The 13,466-nt window shown below is 71.0% G+C and carries 10 protein-coding genes; 4 read left to right on the top strand and 6 right to left on the bottom strand.

Annotated elements, in window-relative coordinates:
• Window positions 1–357: 357 nt before the first annotated feature.
• Both ACFQ46_RS11310 and ACFQ46_RS11305 read left to right on the top strand, forming a co-directional pair.
• The gene (locus ACFQ46_RS11310) at window positions 358–3,000 is read left to right on the top strand and encodes a glucosidase (protein WP_380259595.1); all 2,643 of its coding nucleotides are present in this window, start codon (window positions 358–360) and stop codon (window positions 2,998–3,000) included.
• A 119-nt stretch (window positions 3,001–3,119) separates the two neighbouring features.
• Window positions 3,120–4,700: a diguanylate cyclase gene (locus ACFQ46_RS11305; protein WP_380259584.1), complete on the top strand. Its 1,581-nt coding sequence runs from the start codon at window positions 3,120–3,122 to the stop codon at window positions 4,698–4,700.
• Between the two features lie 20 nt (window positions 4,701–4,720).
• Here ACFQ46_RS11305 and ACFQ46_RS11300 read toward each other — a convergent pair whose 3' ends face one another.
• The 5 genes from ACFQ46_RS11300 to ACFQ46_RS11280 all read right to left on the bottom strand — a co-directional run bounded on the left by ACFQ46_RS11300 (window position 4,721) and on the right by ACFQ46_RS11280 (window position 11,320).
• Complete coding sequence (locus ACFQ46_RS11300; RefSeq protein WP_380259583.1) at window positions 4,721–6,700, bottom strand: M13 family metallopeptidase; 1,980 nt, start codon at window positions 6,698–6,700, stop codon at window positions 4,721–4,723.
• The gene (locus ACFQ46_RS11295) at window positions 6,697–7,986 is read right to left on the bottom strand and encodes a multidrug effflux MFS transporter (RefSeq protein ID WP_380259582.1); all 1,290 of its coding nucleotides are present in this window, start codon (window positions 7,984–7,986) and stop codon (window positions 6,697–6,699) included. The genes ACFQ46_RS11300 and ACFQ46_RS11295 overlap by 4 nt, the downstream gene beginning before the upstream one ends.
• A gap of 139 nt (window positions 7,987–8,125) precedes the next feature.
• The gene (locus ACFQ46_RS11290; RefSeq protein ID WP_380259581.1) at window positions 8,126–9,616 is read right to left on the bottom strand and encodes an amino acid permease; all 1,491 of its coding nucleotides are present in this window, start codon (window positions 9,614–9,616) and stop codon (window positions 8,126–8,128) included.
• A 139-nt stretch (window positions 9,617–9,755) separates the two neighbouring features.
• Window positions 9,756–10,004, bottom strand: coding sequence for a BRCT domain-containing protein (locus tag ACFQ46_RS11285; protein WP_328293588.1), 249 nt, complete (start codon window positions 10,002–10,004; stop codon window positions 9,756–9,758).
• A gap of 62 nt (window positions 10,005–10,066) precedes the next feature.
• Entirely contained in the window at window positions 10,067–11,320 is a 1,254-nt protein-coding gene (locus ACFQ46_RS11280) for an MFS transporter (protein ID WP_380259580.1), read from the bottom strand.
• A gap of 87 nt (window positions 11,321–11,407) precedes the next feature.
• Here ACFQ46_RS11280 and ACFQ46_RS11275 point away from each other — a divergent pair, with 87 nt between their 5' ends.
• Together ACFQ46_RS11275 and ACFQ46_RS11270 are read left to right on the top strand one after the other, a co-directional pair.
• Complete coding sequence (locus tag ACFQ46_RS11275; RefSeq protein WP_380259579.1) at window positions 11,408–12,019, top strand: TetR/AcrR family transcriptional regulator C-terminal ligand-binding domain-containing protein; 612 nt, start codon at window positions 11,408–11,410, stop codon at window positions 12,017–12,019.
• A gap of 9 nt (window positions 12,020–12,028) precedes the next feature.
• Complete coding sequence (locus tag ACFQ46_RS11270) at window positions 12,029–12,607, top strand: TerD family protein (RefSeq protein WP_380259578.1); 579 nt, start codon at window positions 12,029–12,031, stop codon at window positions 12,605–12,607.
• Window positions 12,608–12,688: 81 nt separating this feature from the next.
• Here ACFQ46_RS11270 and ACFQ46_RS11265 read toward each other — a convergent pair whose 3' ends face one another.
• The gene (locus ACFQ46_RS11265) at window positions 12,689–13,399 is read right to left on the bottom strand and encodes a DsbA family oxidoreductase (protein WP_380259577.1); all 711 of its coding nucleotides are present in this window, start codon (window positions 13,397–13,399) and stop codon (window positions 12,689–12,691) included.
• Between the last annotated feature and the right edge of the window lie 67 nt (window positions 13,400–13,466).

Here is a 13,466-nt window from a genome sequence, read left to right as displayed (position 1 = left end):
GAGGGCCACCCGAAGAGGGGCAACTTTCCCACCTTAACCACCAACCAGGCCAAACTGCAACCCAGTCACCATCAAGGCTTCCGGCGCCACCAGAACCTCAGTCCGGCCTCTGCGAGCTTGTGACCCTCAGCGGCCGCCCCGTTGCTCGTGGCGACATGAGGAACATTAGACGGGTGGGTGACGGCAAGGCAAATCGCCTGCGTCCTTGCGGGATGATGTGCTGTGGCGCAACGACTTCCTCTGCTTCCCACACTCAGGTCCCCCTCGTCGGTGATCTGTTGCGAGACTGTCGGGGTGAGCGAGGCCACTGAGTCCCACGAGCAGGCCCCTGAACACCGGAGCGCGGAGCACGCGCGGATGGCGGAATCGCCCGGTGCGGACGGTCCCTGGCGTCTGTGGGGGCCCTACGTCTCCGGCCGGCAGTGGGGCACGGTCCGCGAGGACTACTCCGACAACGCCGACGCCTGGTCAGCCTTCACGTTCGACCAGGCCCGGGCACGGGCGTACCGCTGGGGTGAGGACGGTCTGGGGGCGGTCTGCGACCGCTTCGGGTTCCTCAACCTCGGCGTCGCCCTGTGGAACCGCAAGGACCCGATCCTCAAGGAACGGCTGTTCGGCCTCACCAACGGCGAGGGCAACCACGGAGAGGACGCCAAGGAGTACTGGTGGTCCCTCGACGGGACGCCGTCGCACAGCTGGATGAAGTGGCTCTACCGCTACCCGCAGGCCGAGTTCCCCTACCAGCAGCTGCGCGAGGAGAACGGACGGCGCGGACGCGACGAGCGGGAGTACGAACTCGGGGACACCGGCGTCCTGGACGGGAACCGCTTCTTCGACGTGACGGTCACCTACGCCAAGGCCGGCCCCGACGACCTCTGCATGGTGGTCCAGGCGACCAACCACGGACCCGAGGCGGCGCCGCTCGACCTGATCCCCCAGGTGTGGTTCCGCAACACCTGGACGTGGGGCTGGGACCGTCGCCGCGGGACGATGACGCAGGTGCTGCCGCCCACCCTCGCCGTCGGCGGGCTCGAGGACGTCGAGTGCGAGCACGGGCACCTCGGTCGCTACCACGTCTCCGCCGAGGGCAGCCCCGAGGTGCTCTTCTGCGACAACGAGACGAACCTCGTCGACCTCTTCGGCGCCGATCACAACCCGACCGCGTTCACCAAGGACGGCATCGACCGGCGCATCGTCCGAGGGGAGCTGGACGCGGTGAACCCCCGGCACACGGGGACCAAGGCCGCGTTCTGGTACAGCTTCGACAGCGTGGTGCCGGGCGAGACCGTCGAGGTGCGACTGCGCCTGTCACCCAACGCCCCCGGACTGAGCACCTTCGGCGCAGGCTTCGACGCGGTCGTGCAGGACCGGCAGCGCGAAGCCGACGAGTTCTACGGCACCGTCATCCACCCCGACCTGAGCGACTCCGACCGCCACATCGCCCGTCGCGCGTACGCAGGGCTCCTCTGGACCAAGCAGCTCTACCGCTACGACGTGCGGCAGTGGTTGAACGGCGACCCCGAGACCGAACCCGCGCCCGACTCGCGCAAGCAGCGGGGGGCACGCAACACCAGCTGGTCGCACCTCTCGCTCGCCGACGTCATCTCGATGCCGGACGAGTGGGAGTACCCGTGGTTCGCCGCGTGGGACCTCGCCTTCCACGTCATCCCCCTCGCCCACGTCGACCCCGAGTTCGCCAAGGAGCAGCTCGTCCTGATGTGCCGCGAGTGGTCGATGCACCCCAACGGTCAGCTCCCCGCCTACGAGTGGGCCTTCGGCGACGTCAACCCCCCCGTGCACGCCTGGGCGGCCTGGCACGTGTACCGGCTCGACGGCTACCGCGACCAGGGCTTCCTCGTCCGGGTCTTCACCAAGCTGCTGCTGAACTTCTCGTGGTGGGTCAACCGCAAGGACTCCAGCGGGTCGAACCTCTTCGAGGGCGGCTTCCTCGGGATGGACAACATCGGCCTCTTCGACCGCAGTGCGAAGCTCCCCCCGGGGTACCGCCTGGAGCAGTCCGACGCGACGAGCTGGATGGCCTTCTACTGCCAGCAGATGTTCAAGATCGCGCTCGAGCTGTCCCGGCACGACCCCGCCTGGGAGGACGCGGCGACGAAGTTCCTCGAGCACTTCCTCTCCATCGCGCAGGCGATGACGTCGTTCGGTTCCCACGACGTGTCGCTGTGGGACGAGGAGGACGGCTTCTTCTACGACGTCCTCCTGCACCCGGACGGCGCCGTCGAACCGATGCGGGTCCCGTCGATGGTCGGACTGCTGCCGATCCTGGGCGCGACCGACGTCCCGGCCTGGATCGCGGAGGAGACCCCTGACCTCACCGCCCGGCTGCGGTGGCTGCAGAAGCGCCGACCCGACCTGACGCTGCCGCTGCTGACCCGCTCGACCCCCGAGGGACGGCGGATGCTGCTCTCGCTCGTGGACAAGCCGCGCCTGGTCCGCCTGCTCGACCGGATGTTCGACCACGACCAGTTCCTGTCCGCCTACGGCATCCGGTCCCTCTCCGCCGCGGTCAAGCAGGAGATCACCACGTCGCTGGAGGGGCAGACGTCGTCGATCACCTACGAACCCGGCGAGTCCCGCACCGGGCTGTTCGGCGGCAACTCCAACTGGCGCGGACCGATCTGGTTCCCGGTCAACGTGCTGCTCGCGGACAAGCTGCGCACGCTCGGACGGTTCTACGGCGACGACCTCACGGTCGAGGTGCCCAAGGGCTCCGGCAACCAGATCAACCTCGTCCAGGCGGCCGACCTCATCGATGACAGCCTCGTCTCGCTGTTCCGACCCGTGGAGGGCAGGCGCCCGGCCGACGGCGGACGCATCGAGGCCACCCAGGACCCGCTGTGGCAGGAGCACATCTCGTTCAACGAGTACTTCGACGGTGACACCGGTGAAGGGCTCGGCGCGACGCACCAGACCGGGTGGACCGCACTGGTCGCCCACCTGCTGCACCCGCGGCTGCCGCCGAACCCCCCGAGTCGCTGAGGTGCTTGCGAGCTGAACCACCCGGTCGGCCGCTGCTTTCCCGGATGTCGGCGGTCGATGGGACTCTTGGAAGGCACCGGCCACCGAGGTCGGGCTGAATCCGGGAGGACCGGGCGTCGATGGCACCCCTCGCGCTGCTGGTCGCCTTCGCCGCCGTCATCACGGCGGCGACGGGCATCCTGACGTTCCGCCGACGGGACGAGACACCAGCCGCGCTCCCGCTGACCGGGGCCCTCGCCTCCGTCACCGCCTGGGGCGTGGTCGTCGTCCTGATGAACAGCGGGACGCCGCGACCGTGGCTGGACCTGCTCGTCGTCCCGCAGTTCGCGGCCGTCGCCGGCACCGTGCTCAGCCTCCGGCTCTTCGTCGACGCCGTCACCGGACGTCCGTTCCGGCGACGGCGGACGCTGCTGCTGTGCGTCGAGCCCGTGCTGCTGGTCCTCACGGTCGCCCTGGACCCGTGGACGCACTGGTTCCACGCCAGCGTCACGCACGTCGGGGACCCGGAACGGCTCAGCACGACCGCGGGCCCGCTGTTCTGGGTGCACACCGGTTACAGCTACCTCGTCATCGTCTCGGCCGCCCTCACCATCTGGCACCTGCGGCGCACCACGAGCGGGCTGCTGCGCCGGCAGGCCAGCACGATGCTCGTCGCCATCGCCGCGCCGTTCGTGGCGAACCTCACCGTCGTCTTCACCCCCTTCGCCCGCCTCGACGTCGACATCACCCCGGTCGCGTTCGCGGTGACGGGGGTCCTCTTCGCCTACGCGGTGCTGCACCAGGACCTGCTGCGGCTCGTCCCCGTCGCCCGCTCGCTCGTCGTGGACACCGTGTCCGACGCGGTCTACGTCGTCGACTCCCGTCTGCGGCTCGTCGACGTCAACGTCGCCGGCCGCGCGATGCTGGCCGGGGAGGGGTGCCCGCAGCAGGCCGCCGCCGTCGTCGGGCGACCGTTCGCGGACACCGTCGACCCGGTGCTCGTGCGGGCCGTCGGCGACGGTGAGGGGCAGAGCGTCGTGGCCCTGGCCAGCGGTGTGCAGATCGACGTCCGCACCCGCTGGATCCGCGACCACCGGGGCAACGCGCTGGGCCGGGTCGTCGTCGCCCGGGACGTCACCGAGCAGCTGGCCGCGGCCCGGGCGCTGCAGGAGGCCAACGAGACCCTGCGCGCCCAGGTCGCCACCATCGAGAAGCTGCAGGCCGACCTCGCCGAGGAGGCCGCCAAGGACCCGCTCACGGGGCTGCGCAACCGGCGACGCTTCGTCGACGACCTCACGACCCGGCTCGACCTCGCCGCGACCGCAGGGCAGCCGCTGTCGCTGGTGCTGCTCGACGTCGACCACTTCAAGGCCATCAACGACACCTACGGCCACGCCGTCGGGGACGACGTCCTCGTCGCGGTGGCCCGCGCGCTGGGCGGGCACGCCCGGCCGGAGGACCTCGTCCGCTACGGCGGGGAGGAGTTCGTCGTGATCCTCCCCCAGCTCGACACCGCCTCGGCCCGCGTGCGGGCCGAGGCGCTGCGTCGCGCGTGCGCGGAGATCCCCTTCGCGGTCGAGGGGCTGCGGGTGACGATCAGCGCGGGGGTCGCCACCAGTCCCGACCACGGGAGCACGCCCGACGAACTGCTGCTGCGCGCCGACCGCGCCCTCTACGAGGCGAAGGAGGGCGGGCGCGACCAGGTCGCGCTCGCCGACTGAACCCCCTCAGGCCCTGCGGCTCACCAGATCCGGACGCGTTCCGCCGGGTCCAGCCAGAGCCCGTCACCGGGCTGGGTGTCGAAGGCCTCGTGGAACTCGACGAGGTTCTTCACCACCGCGTTGCAGCGGAACTCCGGCGGGGAGTGCGGGTCCACGGCGAGGCGACGTTCGACCTCGGCCGGGCGCACCTTGCCGCACCACACCTTGGCCCAGCCGAAGAAGAGCCGCTGGGAGCCGTTGAGGCCGTCGACGACCGGCGCGGGCCGGCCCTCCAGGGCGATCTCGTAGGCCTTGTGGGCGATCGTCAGCCCACCGAGGTCGCCGATGTTCTCGCCCACCGTCAGCGAGCCGTTGACCTTCTTGCCGGGGGTCTCCGGCGGCTCGAGGGCGTCGAACTGCGCGACGAGGGCGTCCGTGCGCTTGCCGAACTCCTCGCGGTCCGCGTCGGTCCACCAGTCGTTGAGGTTGCCGAGACCGTCGTACTTGGAGCCCTGGTCGTCGAAGCCGTGACCGATCTCGTGACCGATGACCGCACCGATGCCGCCGTAGTTCTCGGCGTCGTCGGCCTCGAGGGAGAAGAACGGCGGTCGGAGGATCGCCGCGGGGAAGACGATCTCGTTCATGCCCGGGTTGTAGTAGGCGTTGACCGTCTGCGGGGTCATGAACCACTCGCTGCGGTCCACCGGGGAGCCGAGCTTGGCGAGCTCGCGTTCGACCTCGAACGCGAAGGCGCGGCGGACGTTGCCCAGCAGGTCGTGGCGGTCCACGGTCAGCTTCGTGTAGTCGCGCCAGGTGTCGGGGTGGCCGATCTTGGGCGTGAACTGGCCGAGCTTCTCCAGCGCCCGGTCCTTCGTCTCCCGGGTCATCCAGTCCAGGGCCTCGATGTCGAGGCGGTAGGCCTCGACGAGGTTCGCGACGAGCTCCTCCATGCGGGCCTTCGCGGCGGGCGGGAAGTGCTCGGCGACGTAGAGCTCGCCCAGCGCCTCGCCCAGGTTGCCCTCGACGAGCCCGACGCCGCGCTTCCAGCGCTCGCGCAGCTGGGGCGCGCCGGTCAGGGTCGTGCCGTAGAAGGCGAAGTTCTCGTCGACGAAGTCGGAGGAGAGGAAGACCGCGCTGCCGTGGAGGATGCGCCAGCCGAGCCACTCGCGCCAGGTCTCGACCGGCGTCGCGAGGAGGACCTCGGCCAGGCCGGTGAGGTAGCTGGGCTGGCGGACGACGACCTGAGCGAAGGCGGAGTCGGGCAGCTGCGCGGCCTCGAGCCAGCCGGCCAGGTCGATGCCGGGCAGCAGCGCCTCGAGGCCCGCGCGGTCGACCTTGTTGTAGGTCGCGTTGGCGTCGCGGTTCTTCACGCGGTCCCAGTGGTGGCTCGCGATCTCCGTCTCCAGGGCGAGGATGCGCTGGGCGGAACCGGCCGGGTCGGGACGGTGGCCGAGGCTGAGGATGCGCTCCACGTGGCCGACGTAGGCCTCGCGGATCGCCGCGTACTGCTCCTCGCGGTAGTACGACTCGTCGGGCAGGCCGAGGCCGGACTGGGTGAGGTAGACGACGTACTCGTCGGACTTCGCGTTGTCGGTGTCCACCCAGTAGGCGAACGGGCCACCGACGCCGGAGCGCTCGAAGGCGCCGAGCCGGCGGACCAGGTCGGCGTGGTCGGTGATGGCGTCGACCGCGGCGAGCTCCGGGTCCAGCGGGGTGGCGCCGAGGGCCTCGATGCGTTCGGTGTCCATGAAGCTGGCGTAGAGGTCGCCGATCTTCTGCTGGACGCTGCCCGCCCCGGCCTCGCCGGTGGCGGCCGCCGCCGCGGCGGCCTCGACGATGGCTCGGCACTCGGCCTCGGACTCGTCGCGGAGGCGGACGAACGCGCCGTCGACGGCGCGGTCGTCCGGGATCTCGGTCGTCGCCAGCCAGTGGCCGTTGACGTGCCGGAAGAGGTCGTCCTGGGGTCGGACCGAGGGGTCGACGTCGCTGCCCGCAGGCTGGGCGTCCGTGATCGAACTCATGACCTCACACTAGGGCGGATCTTCCGGGAGACCGAGAGCAGGAGGGCCACGTTGAGGACGACGGCGGCCCCGACGACGAGACCCATGGCGTGCTCGTCGCCACCGAGGACACCCACGAGGACCCCGACGAGTCCGCCGATGCCGGACTGCAGGGCGGTCACGAGGGCCGCCGCGGCCCCGGCGCTGTCGCCGTAGGGCTCCAGGCCGAGGGTCACGGCGTTGGGCATGATCAGGCCGAGCGCGAGCAGCAGCAGGTAGAGCGGCACGGCGAAGAGCAGCAGCTGGTCGGTGCCCGAGAGCAGCGACACCGTCAGTGCGAGACCGAAGACGAGGGCGGCGAGCACGCCGACCCGGAGCAGCTTCGCCGAGCCGTAGCGTTCGACGAGGCCCGCGTTGAGCTGCGTGCCGCCGATGAGGGCCGTGCCGTTGACCGCGAAGTAGATCGCGAACCCCGTGCTCGAGAGGCCGAACCCGTCCTTGAGGACGAAGGGCGAGGTCGAGACGTAGGCCATGATCGTGGCCAGCGCGAGCCCGGGCATGGCCGCGAAGGCCAGGAACCGGCGGTCGCGCAGCAGGACGCCGTAGCCGGTGAAGGTGCGCCGGACCCGGCCTCGCCGCGGTGGGGTGACGGGGGCGCGCTCGTCCTCGGCGAGGGCCTGGGCGGGGGTGTCGGTGAGCTCCGGGCGGGTCTCGGGGAGCCTGAGCCACACCGCGAGGAGGACCCCGAGGCCGGCGACGGAGAGCAGGGCCAGCACCGGACGCCAGCCCGTGTGGGCGGCGATCGCACCCCCGACGGTGGGGGCGAAGAGCGGGGCCACGCCGATGACGAGGACGAGGCGGGACTGCAGCCGCGCCGCGGCGGGTCCGACGAAGAGGTCGCGGATCACGGCCATGCCGATGACCGCCCCGGCCGAGGCGCCGACGCCGGACAGGACGCGGAAGGCGACGAGGGTGGGCAGGTTCGGCGCGATCGCGCAGAGGAGGGTGGCGACGACGTAGACGCAGAACCCGACGGCGGCGGGCTTCCGGCGACCGAACGCGTCGGAGAGCGGGCCGACGACGAGCTGGCCGAGCGCGGAGCCGACGAGGACCCCGGTGATCGTCAGCTGGGTGCGCGCCTCGGTCGTGCCGAGGTCGATCGCCACCTCGGGCAGCGAGGGGAGGTAGAGGTCGATCGTCACCGCGCCGAGGGCGGCCATGGCTCCGAGGAGGACGACGAGTCCGAACGTGGAGGGGGTGCGGGGGGTGGCGCGGGCGGCGGCGGGCCGGGTGGTGGGCGCGGTCATGCGCAGGGTTTCCTCAGGGGGCCTCGTCGAGGGTGCACCGCACAGCGCCGGGCGGGCAGGACGCAGCAGGACGCCGCCGTCCCCCGCAGCGTAGAGCGCGGGGGGCGACGGCGTCCTGTTCGTTCCGGGGCGGGGTCCCTTACTTCTTGCCGCCGTCGCCCGGACGGTTGGCCTTGACCGGGAACTCGCCGGTGTAGCCCATGCGCTCCTCGGCGGCGGCCAGGACGCGCTTGCGCACGGAGAACCAGCCGACCACCAGCAGCGGGATGATCACGCCGAGGGCGTAGACCGTGGGGCGGCTGTCCTTGTCGTAGGCCATGATCCCGAGGACGGCGACGAGGAAGAGCAGCACCGCGTAGCCGGTGTACGGGGCGCCGAAGAGGCGGTAGTCGGGGCGGGTGACGATCCCCTTCTTGGCCCAGGAGTGCAGCCGCATCTGGCAGAGCACGATCGTGCCCCAGCTGGCGATGATGCCCAGGGCAGAGGCGTTGAGGACGATCTCGAAGGCCCGGCCCGGGGCGACGGCGTTGAGGACGACACCGAGCACCGCGACGACCCCGGTGATGGCGATGCCGCCGAAGGGGACCCCGCCCTTGTTGAGCTTGGCCGCGAACTTCGGCGCGGAGCCGTTCTGCGCCATCGACCGCACGATGCGGCCGGTGGAGTAGAGACCGGCGTTGAGGCTGGACAGCGCCGAGGTCAGGACGACGAAGTTCATGACGTCACCGGCCCCGGGGACGCCGATCTTGGAGAAGAACGTGACGAAGGGGCTCGTGTCCTTGGAGTAGGCGGTGTAGGGCAGCAGCAGCGCGAGCAGGATCAGCGAGCCGCAGTAGAAGACGACGATGCGGACGATGACGGTGTTGATGGCCCGCGGCATGATCTTCTCGGGGTTCTCCGTCTCCCCGGCCGCGGTGCCGACGAGCTCGACGGCGGCGTAGGCGAAGACCACGCCGGAGATCACGACGACCAGCGGGACGGCCCCGGTGGGGAACCAGCCGCCGTTGTCGCTGATGACGCTGAGCCCCGTGGTCTGGCCCTCGATGGGGAAGCGACCGGCGAGGAAGACGATGCCGATGAGCAGGAAGGCGGTCAGCGCGACGACCTTGATCAGCGCGAACCAGAACTCCATCTCGCCGAAGATCTTGACCGAGACGAGGTTGAGGCTGAGGACGACGACGAGGGCGATGAGGGCCAGCAGCCACTGCGGCGCCGAGGAGAACGTCTGCCAGTAGTGCATGTACGTCGCGATCGCGGTGATGTCGACGATCGCGGTCATGGCCCAGTTGAACCAGTACATCCAGCCGGCGACGAAGGCGGCCTTCTCGCCGTAGAACTCGCGCGCGTAGGAGACGAAGGAACCCGACGAGGGGCGGTGCAGGACGAGCTCACCGAGGGCCCGCAGCATGAGGAAGACGAAGAAGCCGCAGACCCCGTAGATGATGAAGAGACCGGGACCGGCGGTGACGAGACGACCGCCCGCACCCAGGAAGAGCCCCGTGCCGATGGCGCCGCCGATGGCGATCATCTGGAGCTGACGGTTCTTCAGGCCCTTGTGCAGCCCACCGTCCTCGTGCGAGAAGTCGCGCTGGACGCCGACCCCTGATCCGGTGTCCTTTTCGACGGACATGCGGGTCCCCTTCCACAGTGCAACATCGCGAGATGGACTGGGGAAGGCAACCACTTCCGGGTCACGAGCGCATGCTCATGGTGTTTCGGGCGTGTCACATCTGCGGTGAGCGTGCTCGGACACGGCTCGGGCGGACGGGTCAGCCGGCGACGGCCGAGCTGAGCAGGTCGTCGAAGGAGTACTCGTCCAGGAGCGGGATGCCGTGGGCGATGGCCGCCCGGACCGACGACGAGCCGGACCCCGCGTCGTTGGCGACGAGGACGTCCGTGCGCTCGGTGACGTCGGGATCGACGTGGAGCCCGGCCTCCTCCGCGCGGGCCGCGAGGGCCGCGCGGGGTTCGAGGAAGTGGCCGCTGAAGGCGATGTGCTGACCGGCGTGGAGAGTCACGAGTCCGTGATCGACAGGTTGGACCGTTCGCTTGACGTCACCGCTCCACCGTAGCGGCGGGGTCAGGACTGCGAGGGGGCTCCGGTGTCGTCCGGCGCCACCTGTCGACGGCGCTGGGCCGGGAGGGTCGCGGTCCGGCGGGCGCGCTGGACCCCGCCGAGGACGAGGCCGGCGAGACCGGCCAGGACGACGAGCACCGCGTAGCCGTCGACGACGGCGGTCAGGCCGACGTGCGGGGCCAACAGGCCCGCGACCACGGCGGGGACCCCGAAGACCAGGTAGCTCACGACGTAGACGGCGGCGAGGACCCCCGCGCGCTCGTGGGCGGGAGCCGTGGAGAGGACCCCGCGCAGCGCACCCTGGAAACCGGCCCCGAACCCGATCCCGGCGACGAGGGCGCCGGCGAAGAACCACGGGGTCGACACGGCTTCCGCACCGACGGCCAGCAGGACCGGCCCGACGACGAGCGCGGACATGCCCAGCGTCATGACCCGGGCCGGGGCGACGTGACGGGTGAGGATCCCCGTCACCGCCCCCACCCCGGCGACGGCCGCGACGACGAGCCCACCGGCGACGTGGTTGGCGATCCCCAGGACCCCGACCACGACCGAGGGCCCCAGCCCCATGCAGAGCCCACCCAGGCCCCAGCTGCCGAGGAAGCCGGGGAGGTAGGTCGTGAACGCTGCGCGCGAGGCGGCGGGCAGCCGGACGACGGGTCGCAGCGAGGCGAGCGCGCCGGGGACGCGGTCGACCACGTCGGGCGTCAGCGCGATCCCGACGGCCGCGACGACGAGCAGTCCGGCGAGCACCAGGTAGACGAGTTCGGTCGGGGCCGGTGCGAACTGCACGAGGAGTCCCGACCCCAGTCCGCCGGCCATCAGGCCGACGGGTGGCGTCGCCCCGTTGACCAGCTGCGCCGTCGCGGCCCGCTCCGGGCCCGCGAGGTCGAGCAACCAGGCGCCCAGCGCGCCGATCGCGGAACCGGTGGAGAACCCCTGCACCACGCGGCCGAGGACGAGCCAGCCGACGGAGTCCGCCTGGCTGAACACGAGCATCGAGGCGAGGACACCGACGAGCGCGACCAGGACGACCCGGCGCCGGCCGAGGTGGTCGGAGAGCGAGCCGATGGTGAGCAGCGCGACGAGCAGCGCGGCCGCGTAGATCGCGAAGACGACGGTGACGGCGGTGGCGCCGATCCCCCAGAGCTCCTCGTAGACGGGGAAGATCGGGGACGGCGCGGAACTCGCGGCGACGAGCAGGCCCAGCGTGACGGTGACGACGGAGAAACCCGTCCGGGTGGGGGTGTCGGTGGACACGGGTGCTCCAGGAACTCGGGGAGGTGTCTCGGGGAAACTACCCCGGGCTCTCCGCAAAAGCAACGCGAACTGCATTAGGGTGGCGGTGTGACCCCGACGATGACGCGTCCAGGAGGGCGCAGCGCCAAGGTGACGGCCGCCGTCCACCAGGCCGTGCTCGACCTGCTGGCCGAGGGCGAACCGTTGACGATCCCCCAGGTCGCCGCCCGCGCCGGGGTCAACGCGACGAGCGTGTACCGACGGTGGGGTGACGTGCCCGCCCTGCTGGCCGACACCGCCCTCGTCCGCTTCGGCACCAGCGGGGACGCCCCCGACACCGGCAGCCTGCGGGGCGACCTGCACGCCTGGGCCACCGCGCTGGTCGCCGAGTCGCGACGTCCGGCGGAACTCGCCCTGCTGCGGGCCGCGGTCGCCGCCGGACCCGCGGATCCCGTTGCACCGGAAGGGTTCGAGTCCGCGTGCTCGGCCTGTCTGGTCGGTCGCAGCTCGCAGGCCGAGGAGATCCTGGACCGTGCGGCGCAGCGCGGCGAGGAGGTTCCCAGCGCGACGCGGGTCCTCGACCACCTGGTGGCGCCGATCTACTTCCGGGCGCTGTTCGGACTGCCCGCCCCGTCCGTCGACGTCGCGGTCGAACTGCTGGTCGAACGTCTCACCGTTCCCCCCAGCGCTGCTCAGGCGGTGTCCAGCCGGCTCGGATAAGTTCGCGCCATGGGTGTGACTCTCGCCAAGGGTGGAAACGTCTCGCTGTCGAAGGTGGCGCCGGACCTGAACGAGGCCCTCGTCGGCCTCGGGTGGGACGTGCGGACCACCACCGGCATGGACTTCGACCTGGACGCCAGCGCGCTGCTGCTGGGCCCGAACGGGAAGGTCCTCTCGGACGCCCACTTCGTGTTCTACAACCAGCTCAGCAGCCCCGACGGCTCGGTGCGCCACACGGGGGACAACCGGACCGGTGAGGGTGAAGGTGACGACGAGAGCATCGAGCTCGACCTGAACTCCGTGCCGCAGAACGTCGACAAGATCGTCTTCGCGGTCTCGATCCACGACGCCGAGGCGCGCCGGCAGAGCTTCGGTCAGGTGATGAACGCGTTCATCCGCATGGTCAACCGGACCGACGGCAGCGAGGTCGTGCGCTACGACCTGTCCGAGGACGCCTCGACCGAGACCGCGATGGTGTTCGGCGAGGTCTACCGCTACAACGGCGAGTGGAAGTTCCGCGCCGTCGGGCAGGGGTACGCGTCCGGGCTGCGGGGGATCGCGCAGGACTTCGGGGTCGACGTCGCCTGACGGGAGTTCCTCGGTGGGATCGTTGCCTCCCCGGTGACGTAGAGCGTCACCGGGGAGGCAACGATCCCACCGCGAGCAGCGTCAGATCGCGCAGCCCTCAGGGCCGCAGGCTTCGGCGTCGTCGCCACCGACGAGGGTGAGGGGACGACTCTCCTGCCAGGCCCGCTGCAGCACCTGCAGGAACTGCTCGGTCGGCTGGGCGCCCGCGATGCCGTACTTGCGGTCGATTACGAAGAACGGGACCCCGCGAGCGCCGAGGGCCTGGGCCTCGGCGACGTCCGCGCGCACGGCGTCGACGTAACGGTCCTCGGCCAGCACCGCCCGTGATTCGGCCTCGTCCAGGCCGGCCTCGGCGGCGAGGCGGATCAGGGTGTCGTCGTCACCGAGGGGCTCGCCCTCCGAGAAGTTGGCGTGCAGGAAGCGTTCCTTCACGGCGTCCTGGACGCCGTGCTCGCGGGCCAGGTGCAGCAGCTGGTGGGCGTTGACGGTGTTCGCGGGGACGGAGACGTCCTGGTGGAACTCCAGGCCTTCAGCGGCGGCCACGGCGTCGACGTGGGCGATGAGTTCCCGCACCTCCTCCACCGGCCGGCCGATCTTGGCCGACAGCTTGCGCGCGTGGGCGTCGCTGGGTCCGTCGGCGCGGGTCGTCACCGACCGCGTCGTGGGGTCCAGCTCGAAGGACTTCCACTCCACCTCGACGTCCTCGCGGTGCTCGAAGGCGCGCAGCGCGCTCTCGAAGCGGCGCTTGCCGATGTAGCACCAGGGACACACGACGTCGGACCAGATCTCCACCTTCACGCCGTGGGCAACCTCCGGCGGGACGGGACTGTTCCGTGCCGCCACCCGGTCGGGTCAGCCT

The sequence above is a fragment of the Kineococcus sp. GCM10028916 genome (genome assembly GCF_042674865.1).
Classification (GTDB): domain Bacteria; phylum Actinomycetota; class Actinomycetes; order Actinomycetales; family Kineococcaceae; genus Kineococcus.
Note: the sequence above shows the minus strand (reverse complement) of the source record. Positions and strands in the feature narration are given on the sequence as shown.